We start from the raw sequence: 22069 nt of genomic DNA on the forward strand, positions 1-22069 counted from the left end.
GCTTTCATCTGCCCCCTTGGCGCGCTATAGTCGCGTTCATGACATTTATGTGACAGCCGCGTCGCGCCACCGCGCGATGCCAGCCGTTGCATTCCGTCCTGTGTCGCGGCAACCCGCGCGACGCTGGCGCGCATCGAACGACAACGCCCACCGCCCATCCGAGGAGCCCACGACGTGAACGACACCCCCGATCGCCCCGACGACCTGCCCGCCGATCCCGACCGCCGCCGTGTGCTCGGCGGCCTCGCCGCGTTCGGTGCCGGCGTTGCGCTCGCCGGTTGCGAAACCACCGCGGGCAACGCGCCGCGTTCGGCCGCCGACCTGCGCATCGACGAAGCGTTGCGCCAGCGCGTGCGCCACATCGTCGTGATCTATGCGGAAAATCGCAGCTTCGCGAACCTGTACGGCGATTTCCCGGGCGTGCGCTATCCGCTCGGCGAAGTGCGGCCCGAAGAGGCACGACAGCTCGATCGCGACGGCAAGACGCCATTGCCGGTGCTGCCGAAGATCTGGGGCGGGCTCGTACCGCAGGCGCAGGAAGTGGACGGCAAGCGCTACGCGATCGCCGAGCGCGACATCGACAAGCTGCCGAACGCGCCGTTCCCGATTACCGACGCGCAGGGCAAGCCGCTGCCGAACGGTGTGATCACGCGCGATCTATGGCATCGCTTCTACCAGAACCAGATGCAGATCGCGGGCGGCCGCAACGACCAGTTCGCCGCATGGGCCGATTCGGGCGGCCTCGTGATGGGCCACTACCGCAATTCGGCCGACACGCTGCGCCTGTGGAATCTCGCCCGGCAATACACGCTGTGCGACAACTTCTTCATGGCGGCCTTCGGCGGTTCGTGGCTGAACCACATGTTCCTGATCTCCGCGCAGCCGCCGCGGTATCCGGACGCGCACAAGCATCCGCATGCGGCGAAACTGCTGTCGCAGGTCGAAGGCGACGACCCGGCCGGCACGCGCCTGAAGCTCGCCGACGATTCGCCCGCGTCCGCGCTCGACGGCCCGCCGAAGTTCGCGGCCGACGGCCCGCTGACGCCGGACGGCTACGGCGTGAACACGATGGCGCCGCCGTACCAGCCGAGCTACGTGCCGCCGCCCGATCCGGGCAACGCTGCGTATGCGGATCCGGCCGACCATCGCGTGATGCCGCCGCAGGGCTACGCGACGATCGGCGACCGCCTGTCGGAAAAGAACATCGACTGGGCGTGGTACAGCGGCGCGTGGCAGTACGCGCTCGAGCATCGCGACACCGGCGCCGTGCCCGACTTTCAGTACCACCACCAGCCGTTCAACTACTTCGCGAACTACGCGCCCGGCACCGAAGCCCGCCGCAAGCACCTGCGCGATGCAGGGCTCGGCGACGCGCCGTCGACCAACCGCTTCATCGCCGACATCGACGCGGGCCGCCTGCCGGCCGTCACGTTCTACAAGCCGCAGGGCAACCTGAACATGCATGCGGGCTATGCGGACATCGAATCGGGCGACCGTCACATCGCAACCGTGATCGACCATATCCGGCGCGGGCCGCAATGGGAAAACACCGTGATCGTGATGACGCACGACGAGAACGGCGGCTGGTGGGATCACGTCGCGCCGCCGGTCGGCGATCGCTGGGGCCCCGGCTCGCGGATCCCGGCGCTCGTGATCTCGCCGTTCGCGAAAAAGGGCTTCGTCGATCACACGCTGTACGACACGAACTCGATCCTGCGCTTCATCAGCCGCGTGCACGGCCTCGCGCCGCTCGACGGCGTGGTCCTGCGCAACAACGCGTTCGCCGCACGCGGCGCGACGCCGCCGGGCGATTTGACGAACGCGCTCGATCTCGGCTGATCGCCCGTCGATCACCGGAAACAACGACGCCCCGGGCCACGCGATGGATGGCCCGGGGCGTCGTTCGTTTCCGGCCCGGCGATGCCATGCGGCGCCGGGCCATGCGCCGCGCGCAACGTGCGCGACGCCGATTCCGCGCGTCAGCCGCCGATACGCTGCTCGATCTTCTTCATCGTGTCGGTCATTTCAGCCGGCAAGCGCAGCTTCAACGTCTCGAACAGCGCCGCATGCAGCTTCAGCTCCTCACGCCATTCGTCCGCGTTCATCGACGTCACCGCATCGAACTGATCGCGCGTGAAATCGAGACCGTCCCAGTGCAGGTCTTCATACGAAGGCGACACGCCGAACGCATGCTCGCCGCCACCGCCGGTGCCTTCCAGACGATCGAGCATCCACTTCAGCACGCGCATGTTCTCGCCGAAGCCGGGCCACACGAACTTGCCGTTCGCATCCTTGCGGAACCAGTTCACGCAATAGATCTTCGGCGGCTTCGCACCGGCGGCTTCGAGCTGCTTGCCGAGTTCGAGCCAGTGCGCGAAATAATCGCTGACGTTGTAACCGCAGAACGGCAGCATCGCGAACGGATCGCGGCGCACGATGCCCTGCTTGCCGACGGCTGCCGCGGTCGTCTCGGAACCCATCGTCGCGGCCATGTACACGCCTTCCACCCAGTCGCGCGCCTCGGTCACGAGCGGCACCGTCGTCGAGCGGCGGCCACCGAAGATGAACGCGTCGATCGGCACGCCGGCCGGGTTTTCCCAGTCGTCGTCGATCGACGGGCACTGCGCAGCCGGCGCGGTGAAGCGCGAGTTCGGATGCGCGGCCTTGCGCCCGGTTTCCTTGGCCGTTTCGGGCGTCCACGGATTGCCCTGCCAGTCGGTCAGCTTCGCGGGCGGCGTGTCGGTCAGCCCTTCCCACCACACGTCGCCGTCTTCCGTCAGCGCGACGTTCGTGAAGATCACGTTTTCCTTCAGCGTGGCGATCGCGTTCGGATTGGTCTTCACGCCCGTGCCCGGCGCCACGCCGAAGAAGCCGGCTTCCGGATTGATCGCATACAGGCGGCCGTCGCGGCCGGGCTTCAACCACGCGATGTCGTCGCCGATCGTCGTGACCTTCCAGCCGTCGAAGCCCTGCGGCGGGATCAGCATCGCGAAGTTGGTCTTGCCGCACGCGGACGGAAACGCGGCCGCGACGTGATACTTCTTGCCGGCCGGCGACGTCACGCCGAGGATCAGCATGTGTTCGGCGAGCCAGCCCTGATCGCGGCCCATCGTCGACGCGATGCGCAGTGCGAAACACTTCTTGCCGAGCAGCGCGTTGCCGCCGTAGCCTGAGCCGAAGCTCCAGATCTCCCGCGTTTCCGGGAAGTGCACGATGTACTTGACCGGATTGCACGGCCACGGCACGTCCTGCTGGCCGGCCTCGAGCGGATGGCCGACGCTGTGCACGCAAGGCACGAAATCGCCGTCCTCGCCGAGCACGTCGTACACGTCGCGCCCCATGCGCGTCATGATCCGCATGTTCACCGCGACGTACGGGCTGTCGGACAGCTCGACGCCGACGTGCGCGATCGGCGAGCCGAGCGGCCCCATCGAGAACGGCACGACGTACAACGTGCGACCGCGCATCGAACCGCGGAACAGCCCGTTGAGCGTCTCGCGCATTTCGGCCGGATCGATCCAGTTGTTGGTCGGGCCGACGTCGTCGCGCGACGCCGCGCAGATGAACGTGCGATCCTCGACGCGCGCGACGTCCGACGGATCGGATTGCGCGAGATACGAGTTCGGGCGCTTCGCCGGATTCAGGCGTGTGAGCGTGCCCTGGTCGACCATCGCCTGGCACAGCGCGTCGTATTCTTCCTGCGAACCGTCACACCATACGATGCGCTCGGGCTCCGTGAGCGCCGCAATGCGCGCTACCCAGTCGATCAGCTTGCGATGTTTGACGAAAGCCGGCGGAGCGATCAGCGGGCCGTGCGTCGCTTCGGCCAAAGTGTTTTGCGACATGGGGATGTCTCCAGATTATTGGGCGGGGATGGGGGATGCGGGCGAGCCCGCGAGATGGGGAATGCGTGCGGAGCGCAGGAAGATGCGGCACGTGGAACGGGACGCGCGAGCGGAACGCGCGTCGATGCCGCGATGCGTGCGAGAGAAGGTGAAGTCTCGTTAGAGGGTGCGAACGCGAGTTTCGCCATGCAAGCAACCTGCCATACAACTCCATGCCGGCCAGCATACCATCGCCGTTATTGGGCGGGCGTTGCGTTGCAACAAGAAACAACTGTGACGGCGCTCCGGCACGCGCGTTGCAGACAGGTGCTTTTTTACGGTGTCATCGCAGGCGACTGGGGGACAAAACGGCCGCGACAGCCGCCCGGCAAGGGTTTCGCGCGAGCGGTAATTTCAACCTGCGTATCGACCATGCGGGCAATGCGAACACGCACAGCGCCCATTCGCGTTTTCGCTACTCAGGCAAACCCTGAATTAGGTTGCGCACACAAACATCCTGATCGAATGCCCCGATGCAGCCACCGCTCATGACGGTACGCGTGGCAATCCGGGATAATACGCGCCCGGCTACGACGCGAATCGTCGAGGAGTACTGCCGGTCGCCGCGATGACGATCCGCCGGCATTGTTCGACGCGGTTGGCGACGACGCACGATTCCGGCACGACGTGGGCGAGATGATCGACAGTCGCGGATGCTTCGTCGATCTCGACGAGATCGACGGCGTGCCGACGAACCGGCACGTCGCGAAGGGCGTGCGCGGGTAACGCACCTGCTCGGGCAGGCAAAAAAAAACGCCAACCCCAAGGGGCTGGCGTCGTGCTTCGGGTCGGACGACGATCAGAACTGGTTCATCGTGTTGTCCTTGCCTGCTGCCTTCAGCGCCGCTTCGCCGCTGAAGTATTCCTTGTGATCGTCACCGATGTCCGAACCGGACATGTTCTGGTGCTTCACGCAGGCGATGCCCTGACGGATTTCCTTGCGCTGCACGCCCGCCACGTAGCCGAGCATGCCCTGGTCGCCGAAGTATTCCTTGGCCAGATTGTCGGTCGACAGCGCGGCCGTGTGGTACGTCGGCAGCGTGATCAGGTGGTGGAAGATGCCTGCTTCACGCGATGCATCGGCCTGGAACGTACGGATCTTCTCGTCGGCCAGCTTGGCCAGTTCGGATTCGTCGTATTCGACGCTCATCAGCTGCGCACGGTCGTAAGCCGACACGTCCTTGCCTTCGGCCTTCATCGCGTCGTAGGCCTGCTGGCGGAAATTCAGCGTCCAGTTGAACGACGGGCTGTTGTTGTACACCAGCTTCGCGTTCGGGATCACCTTGCGGATCTCGCGGACCATGCCGCCGATCTGCGCGATGTGCGGCTTTTCGGTTTCGATCCACAGCAGGTCGGCGCCGTTCTGCAGCGACGTGATGCAGTCGAGCACGCAACGCGCTTCGCCCGTGCCGGCGCGGAACTGGAACAGGTTGCTCGGCAGGCGCTTCGGACGCAGCAGCTTGCCGTCGCGCTTGATGACGACGTCACCGTTGCCCAGTTGGTCGGCCGACAGCTCTTCGCAATCGAGGAACGAGTTGTACTGGTCGCCCAGGTCGCCCGGCGCGTTGGTCACGGCGATCTGCTTGGTCAGGCCGGCGCCCAGCGAATCGGTACGCGCGACGATGATGCCGTCGTCCACGCCCAGCTCCAGGAACGCATAGCGGATCGCGCGGATCTTCGCGAGGAAGTCCTCGTGCGGCACCGTGACCTTGCCGTCCTGGTGGCCGCACTGCTTCTCGTCCGACACCTGGTTTTCGATCTGGATGCAGCATGCGCCCGCTTCGATGAACTGCTTGGCCAGCAGGTAGGTCGCTTCCGCATTGCCGAAGCCGGCGTCGATGTCGGCGATGATCGGCACGACGTGCGTGACGTGGTTGTCGATCTTTTGCTGGATCGCAGCCTTGGCGGCCGCGTCCTTCGCGGCATCCAGCTCGCGGAACAGGCCGCCCAGCTCGCGGGCGTCGGCCTGGCGCAGGAACGTGTACAGCTCGCGGATCAGCGCGCTGACCGAGGTCTTTTCGTGCATCGACTGGTCCGGCAGCGGGCCGAACTCCGAGCGCAGCGCGGCGACCATCCAGCCCGACAGGTACAGGTAGCGGCGTTCGGTGCTGTTGAAGTGCTTCTTGATGGAGATCATCTTCTGCTGGCCGATGAAGCCGTGCCAGCAGCCCAGCGACTGCGTGTACTTGGACGGATCGGCATCGTACGCGGCCATGTCGGCGCGCATGATCTTCGCGGTGTACTTCGCGATGTCCAGGCCGGTCTTGAACTTGTTCTGGGCACGCATGCGGGCGGCGTATTCCGGGTTGATGGCATTCCACGCGCTGCCGTGGTTTTCCTTCAAACCTGCCACTGCCTTGATGTCGTCTTGATATTGGGACATGTTTATCTCCTGGGAACGAAGCGCATTTGAGTAAAGGGTTCAGCGTGCCCGCCGCGTGTGACGAAGCGAACTGCATGGACTCAATAGTAATCCTGCCCGGCGCGATTTCGGCCAAGTCTTATATAAGACATAAGATATAAATTTCTATTGTTTTTCAATGAGATAGCCAAGCGTTTTTGCGATGCAAAACACGGTTTCAAGCGGCGGTAAAACGCGGCGGCAGGAATCCGGCACGCCTTTCGCGATATGAAATGTCCTTTCGGGTGCTGAAGGACGGGCACGCTTCGATCAGGCCGGGAGCAACGACGACCGTCAGGCTTTGTCATCGCCATGACAAAACGTCTATACTTGGACGATTATTTGATACACGCGTGTCAGCGCATCGGCCTGCGTCCCGGATCGACATGAACGACTCTCCCGTTTTCGACACCCTTTGCGAACTGCTGAATACGTCCGGCGCGCGTTTCCGCGTGCTCGAGCATCCGGCGGAAGGCAAATCCGATGCGATCGCCGCGCTGCGCGGCACACGCCCCGAACAGGGCGCGAAGGCGATGCTCTGCACGTTCAAGGATGGCGGCGACACCGCCGCACTCGCGGTGATTCCCGGCCACCTGAAGATCGACTTCCGCAAGGTCGCCGATGCGGTGGGCCGACGCAAGGCGACGCTCGCGTCGCCCGACGTCGCGGCCGCCGTCACGCGCTGCGTGATGGGCGCCGTGCCGCCATTCGTATTCGATCCGACCGTGACGCTCGTCGTCGATCCGGCGCTGGTCGAGCGCAACGCCGAGATCGCGTTCAACGCGGGCCGCCTCGACCGCTCGGTCGTGCTCGACGCGGCCGACTATGTCCGGATCGCGCGCCCGCTGCTGGCCGACATCACGCGGCCGGAAACGACGGACACGCCCGCCTCCCGGGACCACGCATGAGCACGAACCGCAAACCGCCGCCGTCGGAGCAGGCATCGCTGATCGAGCAGGTGCAGCGCATCGCCGAAGGGCTCGGCGAGATGTTCGCGCCGTTCACCGAGGTCGTCGTGCACGACCTGCGCACGCCGGAGCATGCGATCCTCGCGATCCACAACAACCTGTCCGGACGCGCGGTTGGCGATCCCGCGACCGAACTCGGCCTCGCCCGCATCGCCGACGACGATTTCCCGCAGGTGCTCGCGAATTACCCGAACCGCTTCGCCGACGGCCGCACCGCGAAAAGCACGTCGATCGGCATCAAGGATTCGACCGGGCGCTACGTGGCCGCGCTGTGCCTGAATGCCGACGTCACGCTGTTCCGCGGCTTCCAGGGCATGCTCAACCAGTTCTGCCGCACGGACGGCGAAGCCGTCGTCGAAACGCTCGACCCGGCCGGTGCCGACGCGATCCGGCAGCGCATCGACGCATTCGCGACGCGCCTCGCGACGACGCCGCGCGAGCTGAAGACCGACCAGCGCCGCGAGCTGATGCAGACGCTGAAGGCCGACGGCTTCCTCGAGGTGCGCCGCGCGATGGAGATCGTGTCGCAGCATCTCGGCGTCTCGCGCGCCACCGTCTACAACGACGCGAAGTGACGCGCCGCGCGTCCGGCTTCCCCATTTCGAGTTTTCCCGTTGACTGATTTTTTCGACTCTCGAGCGACCATGAACTCTCCGATGCTTCCCACGTACGACGACGTCGCCGCCGCCGCGGCCCGGCTCGAAGGCCACGCACACCGCACGCCGGTCATGACGTCGCGCACGGTCGACGACGCACTCGGCGCGCAGGTGTTCTTCAAGTGCGAAAACCTGCAGCGCATGGGCGCCTTTAAGTTCCGCGGCGCATTCAACGCGCTGTCGCGCTTCAACGCGGAACAGCGGCGCCACGGCGTCGTCGCGTTCTCGTCGGGCAACCATGCGCAGGCGATCGCGCTGTCGGCACGCATCCTCGGCATTCCCGCGACGATCGTGATGCCGCAGGACGCGCCGGCCGCGAAAATGGCCGCGACGCGCGGCTACGGCGGCAATGTCGTGACTTACGACCGCTACACCGAGGATCGCGAGCAGATCGGGCGCGCGCTCGCGGAGAAGCACGGGCTCACGCTGGTTCCGCCCTACGATCACCCGGACGTGATCGCCGGCCAGGGCACCGCGGCCAAGGAACTGTTCGACGAAGTCGGCCCGCTCGACGCGGTGTTCACGCCGCTCGGCGGCGGCGGGCTGCTGTCGGGCACAGCGCTCGCCACGCGTGCGCTGTCGCCGCATGCGAAGCTGTACGGCGTCGAGCCCGAAGCCGGCAACGACGCCCAGCAATCGTTCCGGTCCGGCACGATCGTGCACATCGACACGCCGCGTACGATCGCCGACGGCGCGCAGACGCAGCATCTCGGCAACCTGACGTTCCCGATCCTGCGCCGCGACGTCGACGACATCCTGACCGCGACGGACGCGGAACTCGTCGACTGCATGCGCTTCTTCGCCACGCGGATGAAGATCGTCGTCGAGCCGACCGGCTGCCTGTCGTTCGCCGCCGTGCGGCGGATGAAGGATGCGCTGCAGGGCAAGCGCGTCGGCGTGGTGATCAGCGGCGGCAACGTCGATCTCGAGAACTTCTGCGCGCTGGTGTCGGCGCCGGCCTGACCGTCTGCGCGCGCATGAAGATCCTGTCATGCGCGCGCCGCCCGGCCTTCACGCCGCGTTAAGTTTCGCTCCCTAGACTGATTACGTCGCCCCGAAATCGGTCATGCAGGAGTGTTCATGAATACGCACGCGATCGTAGCCGCCGCCTTGGCGGCCGCTTCCCTGGCGGCGTTCGCTCAACCGGGCGTGACGTCATCCGGTGTTTCCGCCGCCTCGCCTCACCCCGCAGTCGGGCACGCGATGCACCGTTCGCCCGCCGCGTGGCCGCCCGCCGGCTTCGTGCTCGCGAAGATCGATCAGAACAATACGCCGCCCGATCGCGGCGGCGAACCGGGCGGCCGCACGCACGCCGGCACGCATATGTAACGACACGCGCCGGCCGTCGGGATTCGGAATGACGGCAGCCGGTTCCGGCACGGCGGCATGCGGTCGAACCCGGCCGTTTCTTCAGACCTGAAACGCCGTCCGCGCACATCGAACGAAAGGATCTGGAAAGCCGGCGCCGATCGATGACGTTTTTTCGCATCCGCGCGCAGACGAACGATTGACGTGCCCGCGCGCACGCCATTACCCTTGCGCGCTGATGGTTCCCAGGGATGGGATCAAAAGGGAACGCAGGCGAGGCGACGCCTCGAATCTGCGGCTGCCCCCGCAACTGTGAGCGGCGAATCCGTGCCACCGCGTGCCACTGGGAAACCGGGAAGGCCTGCACGGATGGCGACCCGCGAGCCAGGAGACCTGCCATCGACCCGAGGTCCAGCAGCCGCACCGGGCGGGGTGTCCCGATGTGCAAGCACCGCCGTTGGCGGCCGCCCGTTGCATGGACGACCCGACCTCAGGATCCGCCAGATGTCCATCGTTCCCGAATCCGCTTCCCGGCCGGAAGCGTCGCACCGACACACCGTCGGCATGCGCCCCCTGTCCGCCTTGCGCTCACGATCGCCGTACCCGCCCTACGCTTTGTCCCGCCGCCTCATGAACATTCGTCACCTGCTCGCCACGTCCGTCGCCACCGCGCTGTTTTCCCCGCTCGCCCATGCGGCCGGCGACACTGCGCCTGCACGGCCCGCCGCGCCCGCCGACGGCACGGACCTGCCGACGATCAGCGTGACCGACACGCGGCACCTGCCCGAATCGTTCGACCGGCGCTATGCGTCGACGCAGGTGCTCACGCGCGAGGATCTCGACCGGCTGTCGCCGACCGACCCGAGCATCACGCAGGCGCTCGCGACGCTGCCGGGCGTGACCGTCGTGCAGAACGGCGGGCCCGGTTCGTCCGCGACGGTCAGCATTCGCGGCGCGTCGGCGAGCCAGGTCGCCGTATTCATCGACGGCATCCGGATCGGCTCGCCGACCACCGGCATCGCGCCGTGGGCCAACCTGCCGACCGAAGCGTTCGAGCGCGTCGAAGTGATCTCCGGCCCGGCCGCCGCATCGTTCGGCAACAACGCGATGGGCGGCGTCGTGCAGTTGTTCACGCGTCGCGCCGCCAACCAGCCGAACCAGACCACCGTGTCGTTCGGCGGCGGCTCGAACAAGACGTTCGACACGCAGTTCCGCACGTCGGGCACGGTGCCGTCGACGGGGCCCCTCGCCGCACTCGGCGGGCTCACCTATTCGCTCGGGCTGCACGACTACAACACGGCCGGCATCGATGCGACGCGGCCGTTCTTCTACGGCCACGAAGACGGCCGCAATCCGTATCACGCGCAGGATCTCGATGCGCGGCTCGGCTATGCGCGCGACAACTGGTCGATCTCGACGTTCGCGCTGTATCACCGCTCCGATCTGTCCTACGACAACAGCGGCTACGCCAATCGCGAGCTGGATCACCAACTGACGACCGGCGTTGCGTTCCATCTCGACATCACGCCCGATACGCAGTTCGACCAGTCGTTCGGTTATGCGAACGATCGCCAGTTCATCCATGCGGACAACCCAGCCCTCGCGACGGATCGGATCGACTCGCAGCGGATCAGCACGTCGACGTCGCTGACCCATCAGGAGCGCGGGTTTCACCTGTTCGGCCTGCCGCTGTCGGGCGAATCCAAGCTCGCCTACGACTTCACGCGCGAACAGGCGTTCCTGCCGGTCGACATTCCCGGCGGCGTGCCGACACGCAACGACTCCGCGTTCTCGCTGCACCAGTCGGCGACGCTCGGCAGCGTGACGATGTTCGTCGCCGGCCGTCACGAGATCATCGCCGGGCAAGCCGTGAACACCGGCAACGCCGCGCTGTCGTGGGCGATCACGCCGGTCTACGCGGCGCGCGTATCGTACGGCAATGCGTTCCACCTGCCGACGTTCAACGACCTGTACTACCCCGGCTACGGCAATCCGACCCTCAGCCCGGAGCGCAGCACGTCGGTCGAGGCCGCGCTCGACGCGAACACGCCATACGGCACGTTCACCGCGGCGATCTACGACACGCGCGTCAACAACCTGATCGCGTACAACCCGGCGACGTTCTCGCCGATGAACATCGGCCGTTCGCACATTCGCGGCATCGACCTGTCGTACAAGGGGACGATCGGCCGCTCGACGCCGGTGAGCGTTGCCGTCGGCATCCTGAATCCACAGGACGAGACCAACCAGACCTGGCTCAGCCGCCGGCCGCGCCAGACGGTCAGCGTAAACGTCGACCACACGTGGGACGAACTGAAGCTGCACGCGTTGAGCACGGGTGCGTCGCTGCTGTACGGCGGCTCGACGTTCGACGATCCGGCCAACCGGCAGTATCTGGCGTCGTACCTGACGGTGAGCCTGCGCGCGTCGTACAGGATCAATTCGCACCTGACGGTGTCGGCGTCGCTGTCGAACCTGTTCGATCGGCAGTACATGACCGCGTACGGCTACAACACGCTCGGGCGCACCGCGTTCGGCAAGGTCAGCTACACGTTCTGACGGCCCGGCGCATCGACGCAACGCGCCACACCGGCACGCGCGGGAAATTGACATCGCGGCAAAAACTAATAGAATTAGTTTTTTGACTCACCCGCATGGTATTCGTCATGGCGCGTGCCGGTATCACCGTGGACAAGCTCGTCGAAGCCGGCGCGCAGCTGGCCGATGAAACCGGCTTCGAGCAACTGACCGGCGCGGCGCTCGCGCGGCATTTCGACGTCAAGCTCGCGAGCCTGTATTCCCATATCCCGAGCTTCGACGATCTCAAGAGCCGCATCGCGCTGTTCGCGCTGCAGGAGCTGGCCGATCGCGCCACCGACGCGCTGGCCGGCCGCACCGGCAAGGACGCGCTGGCCGCGCTCGCGAACGTCTATCGCGACTACGCGCGTGCGCATCCGGGCCGCTTCGCGGCCGCTCGCCATCCGGTGAGCGCCGAGCGCGCCGCCGCGAGCGCGGGCGGGCAGCTCGTCAGGATGACGTCGGCGGTGCTGCGCGGCTACGGCCTGCCCGATACCGAACACGCGCATGCGATCCGCCTGCTTGGCGGCTTCTTCATGGGCTACGTGACGCTCGAAAACGCCGGCGGCTTCTCGCACAGCGCGCCGGATGCCGACGCGTCGTGGTCGCGCTGCCTCGATGCGCTCGACGTGATGTTGCGCCACTGGCCTTCGGCCGCATGACGCCCTGAACGCAACCCAGGTGATGAAAGACAAACCAGACGGCGTCGTGCTGCCGAGCCGAGTCGTCCCCTTCCCGACCTCGATCAGCGACGAAGCGCGCGCGGCGCTGCAACGCCTGACCGGCGACGACGGCGTGCCGCTGAACGCAGCGCACGTAATGCCGGCCCCGGACGACATCGACGCGTGGATGCGCGTGAAGGCCAGCGCCGACGCGCATTACGCGGCCGCGGTCGAGCAGCTCGCCGGCTATTTGCGTTCGCACGTCGAAACGGTCCGCGTCGGCGATGCGGACGTACATGTCGCGACCCCCGAAGCGGCGGCTTCCGACGCCTGCGCGATCATCGATCTGCATGGCGGCGCGCTGGTCGTCGGCGGCGGCGCCGCGTGCCGCGCCGGCGCGCAGATGCAGGCCGATCGGCTCGGCATTCGCTGCTACGGCGTCGACTACCGGATGCCGCCGGAACACCCGTATCCGGCCGCGCTCGACGACTGCATCGCGGCCTATGCCTACGTGCTGGAGCGTTACGCCCCGGAAAACGTCGTCATCGGCGGCCGGTCGGCCGGCGGCAATCTCGCTGCCGCGATGGTGCTGCGCGCCCGCGACGAGGGCCTGCCGCTGCCGGCCGCGCTCGTGCTGCTGTCGCCGGAAGCCGACCTGACCGAATCCGGCGACAGTTTCGAGACCAACCGGCTCGTCGACGTCGTATTGCCGGGGCCACTGATGGCGAACAACCTGCTCTACGCGAACGGCGCCGATCTCGCGCATCCGTACCTGTCGCCGCTGTTCGGCGATTTTGCCGCCGGCTTCCCGCCGACCTTCATCCAGAGCGGCACACGCGACCTGTTTCTGTCGAACGCCGTTCGCCTGCATCGCGCACTGCGGCGCGCGCAGGTGCCGACCGAATTGCACGTGTTCGAGGCGATGCCGCATGGCGGGTTCATGGGTGCGCCGGAGGATATCGAGCTGAGCCGGGAAATCGCACGCTTCGTGCATGCGCACTTGCATTTGCACGCATCGAATTGAGCCGGCGATGAACGGAAAAGCACACGAGGACGACATCGGCATCGGCCCGGATCGCTGGATCGAATGCGGCGGTCTCGCGGGCGCCACGGGCATGCGGTCGACGCGATCCGGTCGGCCCGCGCAGCCCCGCACGACTAGATCAGCCCGCGCACGCCGGCGACCACCTGGATCGCGCCGAATATCGCGACGACGGCCGCCGACGCGCGCGACAACCCGTGCATGAACGCGACCGACAGCTTCGCGCGCAGCGCGGCGGTCGCGCTGCTCAGGCACAGCCACCACGTGGCCGAGCCGACGAACACGCCGGCGACCATCCGCGCGACGGTCGCCCACATCGCGCCTTCCCGCGCACCCGGCAGCGGGCCGAGCGCCGCGAAGATCCCGACGAACGACACGATCGTCATCGGGTTCGACAGCGTGAGACCGAACGTCGTCAGGAAATCGCGCAGGACGGTCGTACGCGGCAGCTCGCGTTGCCCCGCCGGCGCGGCCGGCGCCTGGCGCGCGATGGTCCACGCGAGCCACACGAGAAACGCGCCGCCGCCGATTTTCAGGCCGACGGTCAGCATCGGGAACGCAGTGACGATGCCCGCGACGCCCAGCGCGCCGAGCAGGCCGTAAATCGCATCGGCGCATGCGGCGCCGATGCCCGTCACGAATCCCGCCCGGAAGCCACGGCTCAGGCTGCGCTGAATGCACAGCATGCCGATCGGGCCGACCGGCACCGCGATCGACAACCCCATCACGACGGATTTGACGAACAGCATCGCCTGCCCCTTCCAACATCCCATGGATCGAACAGGCATCGTAGGGAAAGTCCGCTCCCCGTTGAATGCGGTTTTTAAGGAAAAATGGCGGCTCCACCTTAAAAATTCCCGCTGCGATGGACGATCTGGACTGGAAGATACTGGCGCTGTTGCAGGACAACGGACGCATCAGCTATACGGAGCTCGCGCGCCAGGTTCACCTGTCGGTGCCGGCGGTAACGGAACGCGTGAAGCGTCTTGAAGCAGCCGGTGTGGTCGAAGGCTACACCGCGCGGGTCAATCCGTCCGCGGCCGGCTATCCGGTGAGCGCGCTGATCGGCATCACGGTGCCGCAACCGGCGAAAGCGAAGTTCCTCAAGCTGCTGGAGACGATTCCCGAAGTCGTCGAATGCCATCACGTGACAGGCGCGGATTCGTATGTGATGCGGTTCGTCGCCGTCAACATGGCCCATCTCGAACGACTGATCGAACGCATCAACCTGTACGGCGAAACGCGCACGTCGATCGTGATGTCGACGCCGCTGCCGGCGCGCGGGATGGCGCGCCCGGCTGCGAAGCCCGGCGACGGCCGCAGGTAGCGAGTCGCGGTTTCGCGATCGTCGGCCGGTTCCGTGCGGGGACCGGCGACGATCGACGGCGACCGTCCGCACTCATGCGACCGGTTCCCGCATGACGATCGGTACGCGCCGGCTATTTGCCGACCGCGCCGCCGAGCAGGCCGCCCACCAGCGACGTCACCGGCGCGAGCGGATTGGCGAGGCCGCCCAGCGGCGAGCTGCCCCCCGTACCGGTCGCGGCGCCGTCGTGCACGGTGGCCGGAATGCCGCCGACCACGCTCGTCACCAGCCCGGAAATCGGCACCGCGCCGTTCGCACCGGCCGGGTTCACGAGGCCGCCCACATTGGTTACCGTGTTGCCGACCGCACGGACGAGGTCGCCGACGCCACCGACGATCGGCTGCGGCGACGCGGCGGTCACCTTCCATCCGGCCGACGTGATCGCCCCGCCGACTTGTCCGAGCAGGCCAGCGACCGGCTGCCCGAGGCCGGTTGCGGTGCCGACCTGCTGCGTGAGGTGGCCCGCCGTCGTCACGAGCGGCGTGATCGCGGTGCTGACCGCCTGCGTCGCCTGCTGGACCGGGGCCGACGACAGCGACGCGCCGAGTGTCGCGCCGCCCGTGCGCAAACCGCTCGCCACCGTGTCGAGCAGCCCGCTGACCGGCGTCGTGATCGGCGCCAGCGGCGACAGCGGGCCGGAGCCGAGCGCCTTGACGGTTTCGCTGATGCCGCTGACCGGATTGACGGTCGCGGCAACGACCGTGCCGAGGCTGCCGACCGTCGTGCCGACCGGGTTCGGTACGATGCCGATCTGGCCGAGACCGCCGCTCACGGCGTTCGACGTATCGCGGATGATCGTGCCGACGCCGGTTACCGTGTCGGCCGGCCCGACGGTGACGCCCTTGCTGACGCCGGGCACGCTCACGCTGCCGAGCGTGGCGCCCGCGTCCATCACGATTCCGCCGATGGAACTGACGATACCGTTCGTACCCGGCGCGCCGCTCGTGCCCCAGCCGCTGGTGTTGCCGCTGCTTGTGCCACTACTGCTCGTGCCACTGCTGCTTGTGCCACTGCTGCTTGTGCCACTGCTGCTTGTGCCGCTGCTGCTTGTGCCACTACTGCTCGTGCCACTACTGCTCGTGCCACTACTGCTCGTGCCACTGCTGCTTGTGCCACTGCTGCTTGTGCCGCTGCTGCTTGTGCCGCTGCTGCTTGTGCCACTGCTGCTGGTGCCGCTGCTGCTTGTGCCACTGCTGCTTGTGCCACTGCTGCTTGTGCCACTACTGCTGGTGCCGCTACTGCCGCTTGAGCCACTACTACCGCTCGTCCCGCTCGTGCTCGTCCCAATGTTGTTACCAGCAAGCGTCGGCGCCGTAATGTCACTTCCGCCGCACGCCGCGAGCGTACACGCCGCGGCCATAGCGGCGAGCGCAACGTTCGCCGTGATGAAATGATTTCGCATGGAAGCCCCCGTCCATTATTCAGCGCGAGCATTTCATCAAGCATCTACCGTGCCATTTCCATCGGCCTCCTTCACAGTTTCACAATTGCCTTGCACTGGCCGTCCGGGCCGCGCTGCAGGGTAGCGCGCATCGGATCCGGATCGTGCCGCCCGGCTCGGCCCGTGCAGGCCGTCCGATAACGCTGACGTAACACCGCCCCTGCGTTACGTAGCACGAGAAGAGAAAATCGACGGCGCACCGTACACGCGCCGCATCGTCGTCACGGCCGCTTCACCAGCTTCACGATCGTCAGTGTGCCGTTGACGTTTTCTACCCGAACCCGGACCTTGTCGCCCACATGCAGCGACGGGATCATCGCCGCGTCGCCGGCCTTGAATGCCATCGTCATCGGCGGCATCCCGATGTTGTCGAGTGCGCCGTGCTTCAGCATCACGAGTCTGCGCCCCGCATCGATTTCCCTGACTTCGGCATCGGTCAGCTTCGCACCCTGCGTCGACATGCTCGCGTCGCCTGAATTCATGCCCGACATGTCGCCGCCTGCGAGTGCCGGCATTGCAACGACCGCCATCGCACACGACATCGCGACAGCGTGAAAGCGGATCTTCATCGAGCGTCTCCCTTCGCGTCCGGCGTGTTTCTGCTGCCAGCCGGTGCCGCGCCTTACACGATCAACGTCACGCCGGCCCAGGCAATCAGCACGACGCCCAGCACCCGGCCGATACGATCGCCGCCGGGCAGGACCTTTTCCACGAACACGAACAGCGACAACGCGACGATCCACACGACATTCATCACGCCGCCGACGAACAGCAGCGCCATCAACAACCAGCAGCAGCCCACGCAAACCATGCCGTGCCGCGCGCCCAGCAGAAAGCTGCCTGCGACGCCGGGACGCCAGTGCGCGATCAGGAACGCCGCCGGCGCGCGGCATTGCCGCAGACACGCGCGTTTCAGCGGCGAGAATTGATAGAGTCCGGCCAGCGCCAGCACGATGGCGGAAAGGCGCGCGCTCTTCGACCACAACATCATCGCCGAGATCAGCCCGGCCGGCTGCAGCAGCGCCTGAAGCAACGCCGCACCGATCGAGAACGCGAGCCATGTCGTCAGATAGCCGGCCAGCAGCGCCACCGACGTGAACGCCGATCCCGCCGCCCCGTTGCCGTGCTGCAGCAGCACGCGCCGGTACAGCATCACGACCGGCGCCGCGCCGGGTGTCATCATCGCGATCATCATCACCCACCACATCGCGATCACGATCGGCAGAGACGGATCCATGCTGCCCATGCCGTCCGCCAGCCGATGCGGAAACAGCGCGACGGCCGTCATCTCCCGCGCCGACATGCCGGTTCCCGCGCCCGTCCACAGGTAGAACCAGCACAGGCCGACGAGCGCGGCCATGCCGATCAGCATGACGGCGCGCTCGCGCGCGAGCCAGGTGTCGAACGGCGTCATGCCGCGGCGCGATGCCGGATCAGCCCGTGGTTGTTCAGATGCAGTCGCGCGAATTGCGCATACGTTCCGTCGAGATTCAGCGCGATGTTGCCCTGCGAGCGCCCCGTGCCCGAACCGACCTCGGCAAGCTCGTATTCGAACCCGTTCGGCAGGTCGATCCGCACGCGATGCTCGGCACCCGTCACCGGATTGTGGATGGGTTCGCCGGCGACGTCGAACACGCCGTCCACGTGAATCCGGCCGCGCCGTGCATCGACATCGACGTCGAAATCGATCTTCGTGAAGATCGGATCGAACGCGTGCTCGAGCGTCGACGCATACACCGAGAACATCGTCGCGAATGGATCGGTATCCTGACCGGTCATGATCTTCAGCACGGCATCGCGTTGCGCCGGACTCGCGCGCTCGTCGACGATCGGCTGGCACTTGCCCTTGCCTTCGTGAACGGCGCCCGGCCACTGGAACACCACCGCGATCCTGACGCCGTCGAGCACCACGTCGCCGTAGTGGCCGCTGTCGATCGAAATCGCCCCCATCGCTTCGCAGTTGCCGTTGGTCGGCAGCGCATTGAACTGGCAAGGGCAACCGTATGAGCAATTGCAACTGATCATTTCGGTGCCCTGAATCTCCCACGGCGTCATGGCTCCACCTCGCGCTCTGAAACGGACGAACGCTTCGAATCTAGCGCACGCCATCGGGGAAAGCAAAGCGGTAATGGCAGCGTGAAAAACGTGGGTGCCGGCCTCACGTAAGACATTTCCGAATGCGTTCGCCGCGCGGTTCCGGAAACCGTCTCGTCATCCGTTCTCACACGAATAACGACGCGACGATCGCCCACCACACCGCGCCCGCGCCGCACAGAAACACGCGCCGCGCGACGAACATTCGCGATTCGTCGTCCGGTGTTTTCATCGGCGACGTCGCGAGAAACGGCACGCTGGCGAGGCATGCGAAACCGGCTAGCGCGAGCACGATCACGACGTAGTCGCCGAACCGCCAGGGCGATGCTTCGTGCAATCCCCAGTAGCCGAGAAACAGCATGCCGATCGAGAACATCGTCGCCGCGGCCGAGCTGAGCGCGACCACCGATCCTGTTGGAAATTGCACGGGAACCTCCCCTCGCGCAGCGCGCGATGCAACGCCTGTCTCCGGAGATCGGCATAATCTTGTCCGCCGGCAGCGGAATCAGGCGTTCGTTTCGGACTCGCATGCAAGAGCACACCGTCCCCGCTCTTCGGCAAATGCGCGTTGTCACGGATTGACGGGTTCGGTCCGGACGAGCGGTATTTCGTGCCCGTTCAATCGGGCAGCACGACCATGACGTTGCTAGCCCGGTTTCTTCGTGCCCTGCGCAACGGAAATCCACCCGACTACCGCCGCGGCGACCCAGCAACAGGTGATCATCAGGTCCAGATCCATCAGGCCCTGGAAATTCGTACTGTTTTCGAAACTGCAGCGCTGATGGCCCCTGACCCACATGCAACCGCTAATCAACTGCTGGATATGCATGTAGATGCTGTACACGGCAACGGCCGACGCGATGACGGCGACCCGCAGGCGTATGCTCTTTTTCATTGGCGCTGAAGGCTTGGGATGATCTCCCGACCGATCTTAAGTCAATGGCGATGCGCGACGCAATCGACCCGGTATCGACCCGATTGACCGGCATGCAGAAATGCCCATCGAACTCGCGCCGGCAATGCGGACCACCATGACCACACGGAACACGATTGCACTGATCGTCGATCCCGACAGCGGCGAGCGAATTCGCGACATCGCCGCGCACGCGCGGCATACGTGGATCGTGACGAGCGACACGAACGATCCCGTGATCAGGCAGATCTGGAATACGCGCCGGGCGGAGTCGGACCGAGCCGCCGAAGGCGGCGTGACCCTGTTCCTGCGTCATGGCGACGACCGCGAAAGCTGGTGCGCCGGAATACTGGATGCGGTGGACGACCATCACGGCGACGCGATGCATCTCGACGGCCACGCGATTCTGGCGGTTTACGGCACGCCGCTTTCCGCGCGCCTGCGACACGCGTTGTCTGCGTTCGGATTTTCTGGCTTCGTGTCGACGGTGGAAGGATTTCGAGCGATCAAGCGCGGCGCCGCATGAATCGCGGGCGGCTCAAAGCGCCCCCGCCCAACCGGCGATCGAGCTGATGGTCTTCAGGTAGTGCGCCGCCGGTTGCCAATGAATCCGCGTGCCGTTCGCCTTCGCGTCGCTCTGTTGCATCACGACACGTGCGGGCATGCCCGCAAGCGGCACGTCGTAGCCGGCCTCACGAATGCCCCGGGTCGCGACGATCGTCGTTGCGCCGATCGTTGCGCCGTCCATCACGACCCTACTGACGCCGACGGAAACCGGGGCGCAAACCACGTCGTCATGTGACGCGCGGGCATGCCGCTTGCACGCCGGATGTTTCTCGGCTGCTGACACCACGCTGTCAGCAGGCAACGTCCAGACTCGATCGACCGACACCCGAGGAGCACCGCCCTTGGCCCATACCGAAGGACTGGCCGCACTGGCCGAACGCACCGTCAAACGCCGCGGCGTGACCCTGTTCACGCTGTGCGTCGCCGTACTCGTGGCTCAGGTCGACACGGCCGTCGTCAATCTCGCCACGCGCGCGATCGGCGCCTATTTCCATGCCGGTGTCGGCGCATTGCAATGGGTCGTCGACAGCTACAACCTCACGTACGCTGTGCTGCTGCTGACCGGTGGGCTGCTCGCCGACCTGTACGGCCGCCGTCGCGTCTTCGTGACCGGCGCGGCCGTCTTCACCATCGCGTCGCTGCTGTGCGCGCTTGCGCCGTCGGTGTCGGTGCTGATCGCCGCCCGCGCGCTGGCCGGCGTCGGCGCGGCGTTGTTGCTGCCGGCGTCGCTGGCGATCGTGCGGGTCGTGTGGCGCGACCCGGTCGAACGCGGCCGCGCGCTCGGCATCTGGGCCGCGTGCAACGGCGTGGCGATGGCGATCGGGCCGACGCTCGGCGGCGTACTGATCCGGCACTTCGGCTGGCGCAGCATCTTTTTCGTCGTCGTGCCGCTGAGCATCGCCGCGATGCTGCTCGCGATCCCGGCCGTGCCCGAGTCGTCCGATCCGCACGGCCGGCATTTCGACGGCGCGGCGCAAGTCATGGGCGCACTCGCACTCGGCGCGCTCGCGTATGCGGCGATCGTGTTCCGCGAGACGCCGATCGCATGCGCGATCGCCGGCTGCATCGCGGTCGCGTCGTTCGTCGCGTTCGTGGCGATCGAGCGCCGCCACGGCGAATCCGCACTGGTGCCGCTCGACATTTTCCGGATCGGCGCGTTTCGCGGCGCGATCGCCGCGACCACCGGCATGACGTTCGGGATGTACGGCGTGCTGTTCCTGCTGCCGCTGACGTGGCAGAGCACCGGCCGCCTCGATTCGACCGGCGCCGGCCTCGCATTGCTGCCGATGGCGCTCGTGTTCGTCGCCGTATCGCCGTGCTCGGGGCGGTTGTCGGAGCACATCGGCACGCGGGTGACGACGGCCGGTGGGGTCGCGGTGATCGCGAGCGGCCTCGCCGCGATCGGTGCATCGGCCGGTTCGTCGAGCCTGCTCGGTGCCGAGATCGGGCTCGCCATGACGGGGCTCGGGATGGGGATCGCGACTGGCCCGCTGATGACCGTCGCGGTCGGCGCCGTCGATGCCGCGCGCTCGGGCACCGCGAGCGCGCTCGTCAACGTCGCGCGGATGACCGGCGCGACGCTCGGGATCGCGGTGCTCGGCACGCTGTTCGCGGTCGCACATGGCGGCACCGCGGGGTTGCGCGCGGCGATGTTCGCCGGTGTCGCGGTGCAGTTGGCGGGCGCTGCCGGATCGGCGGTCAGTGTGCGACGCGCGCGGCAATCGGCGTGACGCTGCGCGGCCGGCCGCACGAAGGCCGGCGCGCATCGCATGCGACCGTCGCAAATGACGGCCATAGCCTATACCCGCCGCCCGAATCAACGATGCTCCCGGCCATGCTTGCGCGCCCGTTCTTCGGCGCGCTTCTGCAACAGCGCCGGCATCAGTTCCTCGATGTATTGCCGCACCTGCCCTGCGTAAAGCCGCAGGCGAACGGCGTCGCAACGCGTTCGTTCAGTCGTCGGCCGGTGCGAACGACGATGCGTTTCGCCGACGCGTGCGGATCGTGATGATGGAGTTTCCTGCGGGACGCGGCCGCCTGAGCGTGGAACACGCGCGGCGCCGGTAAAGGCGGGAGAGGCGGAAAAAGCCGCCGCGGCGCGACGGCGCCGCCGGCGATCGACGAACGGCGCACCGTGCGCCGTTCATCCGGTTCATCCGGCCATGCGGCCGAACAGGTGTCAACCGGTGC

General features: G+C 66.6%; 23 protein-coding genes and 1 riboswitch. Of the genes, 13 read left to right on the plus strand and 10 right to left on the minus strand.

Annotation, left to right across the window (positions count from 1 at the left end; genetic code table 11):
• Positions 1 to 174 precede the first annotated feature (174 nt).
• A complete protein-coding gene (locus tag WT24_RS05005; RefSeq protein WP_060031586.1) occupies positions 175 to 1839 on the plus strand; it encodes an acid phosphatase in 1665 nt (554 codons plus the stop codon).
• A gap of 140 nt (positions 1840 to 1979) precedes the next feature.
• On the opposite strand, the gene WT24_RS05010 is transcribed toward WT24_RS05005, so the two are convergent.
• Positions 1980 to 3845 carry a phosphoenolpyruvate carboxykinase (GTP) gene (locus WT24_RS05010; protein ID WP_059505338.1) on the minus strand — a complete coding sequence of 622 codons (1866 nt, stop codon included), beginning with the start codon at positions 3843 to 3845 and terminating at the stop codon, positions 1980 to 1982.
• Positions 3846 to 4469: 624 nt separating this feature from the next.
• Between WT24_RS05010 and WT24_RS34190 the strand changes: the two genes are divergently transcribed.
• On the plus strand, positions 4470 to 4610 hold the full coding sequence (locus WT24_RS34190) for a hypothetical protein (RefSeq protein ID WP_156441752.1): 141 nt from the start codon (positions 4470 to 4472) through the stop codon (positions 4608 to 4610).
• A 73-nt stretch (positions 4611 to 4683) separates the two neighbouring features.
• On the opposite strand, the gene WT24_RS05015 is transcribed toward WT24_RS34190, so the two are convergent.
• Entirely contained in the window at positions 4684 to 6267 is a 1584-nt protein-coding gene (locus WT24_RS05015) for an isocitrate lyase (protein ID WP_059505343.1), read from the minus strand.
• A 404-nt stretch (positions 6268 to 6671) separates the two neighbouring features.
• Here WT24_RS05015 and WT24_RS05020 point away from each other — a divergent pair, with 404 nt between their 5' ends.
• The 7 genes from WT24_RS05020 (at position 6672) to WT24_RS05050 (ending at position 13480) form a co-directional block, all read left to right on the plus strand.
• Entirely contained in the window at positions 6672 to 7193 is a 522-nt protein-coding gene (locus WT24_RS05020; protein ID WP_060031589.1) for a YbaK/prolyl-tRNA synthetase associated domain-containing protein, read from the plus strand.
• Complete coding sequence (locus tag WT24_RS05025; RefSeq protein WP_060031592.1) at positions 7190 to 7828, plus strand: transcriptional regulator; 639 nt, start codon at positions 7190 to 7192, stop codon at positions 7826 to 7828. Before WT24_RS05020 ends, WT24_RS05025 begins: the two co-directional genes overlap by 4 nt.
• 69 nt (positions 7829 to 7897) lie before the next feature.
• Positions 7898 to 8872 (plus strand): threo-3-hydroxy-L-aspartate ammonia-lyase, encoded by a 975-nt coding sequence (locus WT24_RS05030; RefSeq protein WP_060031595.1) that lies wholly within the window; start codon positions 7898 to 7900, stop codon positions 8870 to 8872.
• 117 nt (positions 8873 to 8989) lie between these two features.
• Positions 8990 to 9238, plus strand: a complete 249-nt coding sequence (locus WT24_RS05035) for a hypothetical protein (protein WP_060031598.1) — start codon at positions 8990 to 8992, stop codon at positions 9236 to 9238.
• Positions 9239 to 9439: 201 nt separating this feature from the next.
• A riboswitch (cobalamin riboswitch) is annotated at positions 9440 to 9633 on the plus strand.
• A 214-nt stretch (positions 9634 to 9847) separates the two neighbouring features.
• Positions 9848 to 11776, plus strand: coding sequence for a TonB-dependent receptor domain-containing protein (locus WT24_RS05040; protein ID WP_060031601.1), 1929 nt, complete (start codon positions 9848 to 9850; stop codon positions 11774 to 11776).
• A 95-nt stretch (positions 11777 to 11871) separates the two neighbouring features.
• Positions 11872 to 12456, plus strand: coding sequence for a TetR/AcrR family transcriptional regulator (locus WT24_RS05045; protein ID WP_257127429.1), 585 nt, complete (start codon positions 11872 to 11874; stop codon positions 12454 to 12456).
• A 22-nt stretch (positions 12457 to 12478) separates the two neighbouring features.
• Positions 12479 to 13480 (plus strand): alpha/beta hydrolase, encoded by a 1002-nt coding sequence (locus WT24_RS05050; RefSeq protein WP_059505353.1) that lies wholly within the window; start codon positions 12479 to 12481, stop codon positions 13478 to 13480.
• 134 nt (positions 13481 to 13614) lie between these two features.
• On the opposite strand, the gene WT24_RS05055 is transcribed toward WT24_RS05050, so the two are convergent.
• The gene (locus WT24_RS05055) at positions 13615 to 14247 is read right to left on the minus strand and encodes a LysE family translocator (RefSeq protein WP_060031603.1); all 633 of its coding nucleotides are present in this window, start codon (positions 14245 to 14247) and stop codon (positions 13615 to 13617) included.
• Between the two features lie 116 nt (positions 14248 to 14363).
• On the opposite strand from WT24_RS05055, the gene WT24_RS05060 reads away from it, so the two are divergent.
• On the plus strand, positions 14364 to 14825 hold the full coding sequence (locus WT24_RS05060; RefSeq protein WP_060031606.1) for an Lrp/AsnC family transcriptional regulator: 462 nt from the start codon (positions 14364 to 14366) through the stop codon (positions 14823 to 14825).
• Positions 14826 to 14937: 112 nt separating this feature from the next.
• Here WT24_RS05060 and WT24_RS34815 read toward each other — a convergent pair whose 3' ends face one another.
• The 6 genes from WT24_RS34815 to WT24_RS35220 all read right to left on the minus strand — a co-directional run bounded on the left by WT24_RS34815 (position 14938) and on the right by WT24_RS35220 (position 19294).
• Positions 14938 to 16266: a collagen-like triple helix repeat-containing protein gene (locus WT24_RS34815; protein WP_179949309.1), complete on the minus strand. Its 1329-nt coding sequence runs from the start codon at positions 16264 to 16266 to the stop codon at positions 14938 to 14940.
• Between the two features lie 260 nt (positions 16267 to 16526).
• Positions 16527 to 16874 carry a copper-binding protein gene (locus WT24_RS05075; RefSeq protein WP_060031612.1) on the minus strand — a complete coding sequence of 116 codons (348 nt, stop codon included), beginning with the start codon at positions 16872 to 16874 and terminating at the stop codon, positions 16527 to 16529.
• A gap of 53 nt (positions 16875 to 16927) precedes the next feature.
• Entirely contained in the window at positions 16928 to 17719 is a 792-nt protein-coding gene (locus WT24_RS05080) for a DUF2182 domain-containing protein (RefSeq protein ID WP_059789531.1), read from the minus strand.
• Positions 17716 to 18360, minus strand: a complete 645-nt coding sequence (locus WT24_RS05085; protein ID WP_059505365.1) for a DUF1326 domain-containing protein — start codon at positions 18358 to 18360, stop codon at positions 17716 to 17718. The genes WT24_RS05080 and WT24_RS05085 overlap by 4 nt, the downstream gene beginning before the upstream one ends.
• 166 nt (positions 18361 to 18526) lie before the next feature.
• Positions 18527 to 18826 (minus strand): hypothetical protein, encoded by a 300-nt coding sequence (locus tag WT24_RS05090; protein ID WP_059505367.1) that lies wholly within the window; start codon positions 18824 to 18826, stop codon positions 18527 to 18529.
• Positions 18827 to 19045: 219 nt separating this feature from the next.
• Complete coding sequence (locus WT24_RS35220) at positions 19046 to 19294, minus strand: hypothetical protein (RefSeq protein ID WP_034204763.1); 249 nt, start codon at positions 19292 to 19294, stop codon at positions 19046 to 19048.
• A 100-nt stretch (positions 19295 to 19394) separates the two neighbouring features.
• On the opposite strand from WT24_RS35220, the gene WT24_RS05100 reads away from it, so the two are divergent.
• On the plus strand, positions 19395 to 19838 hold the full coding sequence (locus WT24_RS05100) for a hypothetical protein (protein WP_060031616.1): 444 nt from the start codon (positions 19395 to 19397) through the stop codon (positions 19836 to 19838).
• A gap of 12 nt (positions 19839 to 19850) precedes the next feature.
• Here the strand turns inward: WT24_RS05100 and WT24_RS05105 are convergent, their stop codons facing one another.
• Positions 19851 to 20180, minus strand: a complete 330-nt coding sequence (locus tag WT24_RS05105) for a hypothetical protein (RefSeq protein WP_257127430.1) — start codon at positions 20178 to 20180, stop codon at positions 19851 to 19853.
• Between the two features lie 40 nt (positions 20181 to 20220).
• On the opposite strand from WT24_RS05105, the gene WT24_RS05110 reads away from it, so the two are divergent.
• A complete protein-coding gene (locus tag WT24_RS05110; RefSeq protein ID WP_060031621.1) occupies positions 20221 to 21609 on the plus strand; it encodes an MFS transporter in 1389 nt (462 codons plus the stop codon).
• Positions 21606 to 21887 (plus strand): hypothetical protein, encoded by a 282-nt coding sequence (locus tag WT24_RS35225; RefSeq protein ID WP_257127431.1) that lies wholly within the window; start codon positions 21606 to 21608, stop codon positions 21885 to 21887. Before WT24_RS05110 ends, WT24_RS35225 begins: the two co-directional genes overlap by 4 nt.
• Positions 21888 to 22069 lie beyond the last annotated feature (182 nt).

Source organism: Burkholderia sp. MSMB1078WGS (genome assembly GCF_001528895.1).
Lineage (GTDB): Bacteria > Pseudomonadota > Gammaproteobacteria > Burkholderiales > Burkholderiaceae > Burkholderia.

Bases quoted from the DNA above. Each gene is read 5' to 3' on its own strand.
- WT24_RS05010 (WP_059505338.1), bottom strand. From the start codon at position 3,845: ATGTCGCAAAACACTTTGGCCGAAGCGACGCACGGCCCGCTGATCGCT.
- WT24_RS05015 (WP_059505343.1), bottom strand. From the start codon at position 6,267: ATGTCCCAATATCAAGACGACATCAAGGCAGTGGCAGGTTTGAAGGAA.
- WT24_RS05020 (WP_060031589.1), top strand. From the start codon at position 6,672: ATGAACGACTCTCCCGTTTTCGACACCCTTTGCGAACTGCTGAATACG.
- WT24_RS05025 (WP_060031592.1), top strand. From the start codon at position 7,190: ATGAGCACGAACCGCAAACCGCCGCCGTCGGAGCAGGCATCGCTGATC.
- WT24_RS05030 (WP_060031595.1), top strand. From the start codon at position 7,898: ATGAACTCTCCGATGCTTCCCACGTACGACGACGTCGCCGCCGCCGCG.
- WT24_RS05035 (WP_060031598.1), top strand. From the start codon at position 8,990: ATGAATACGCACGCGATCGTAGCCGCCGCCTTGGCGGCCGCTTCCCTG.
- WT24_RS05040 (WP_060031601.1), top strand. From the start codon at position 9,848: ATGAACATTCGTCACCTGCTCGCCACGTCCGTCGCCACCGCGCTGTTT.
- WT24_RS05045 (WP_257127429.1), top strand. From the start codon at position 11,872: ATGGTATTCGTCATGGCGCGTGCCGGTATCACCGTGGACAAGCTCGTC.
- WT24_RS05050 (WP_059505353.1), top strand. From the start codon at position 12,479: ATGAAAGACAAACCAGACGGCGTCGTGCTGCCGAGCCGAGTCGTCCCC.
- WT24_RS05055 (WP_060031603.1), bottom strand. From the start codon at position 14,247: ATGCTGTTCGTCAAATCCGTCGTGATGGGGTTGTCGATCGCGGTGCCG.
- WT24_RS05060 (WP_060031606.1), top strand. From the start codon at position 14,364: ATGGACGATCTGGACTGGAAGATACTGGCGCTGTTGCAGGACAACGGA.
- WT24_RS34815 (WP_179949309.1), bottom strand. From the start codon at position 16,266: ATGCGAAATCATTTCATCACGGCGAACGTTGCGCTCGCCGCTATGGCC.
- WT24_RS05075 (WP_060031612.1), bottom strand. From the start codon at position 16,874: ATGAAGATCCGCTTTCACGCTGTCGCGATGTCGTGTGCGATGGCGGTC.
- WT24_RS05080 (WP_059789531.1), bottom strand. From the start codon at position 17,719: ATGACGCCGTTCGACACCTGGCTCGCGCGCGAGCGCGCCGTCATGCTG.
- WT24_RS05085 (WP_059505365.1), bottom strand. From the start codon at position 18,360: ATGACGCCGTGGGAGATTCAGGGCACCGAAATGATCAGTTGCAATTGC.
- WT24_RS35220 (WP_034204763.1), bottom strand. From the start codon at position 19,294: ATGAAAAAGAGCATACGCCTGCGGGTCGCCGTCATCGCGTCGGCCGTT.
- WT24_RS05100 (WP_060031616.1), top strand. From the start codon at position 19,395: ATGCCCATCGAACTCGCGCCGGCAATGCGGACCACCATGACCACACGG.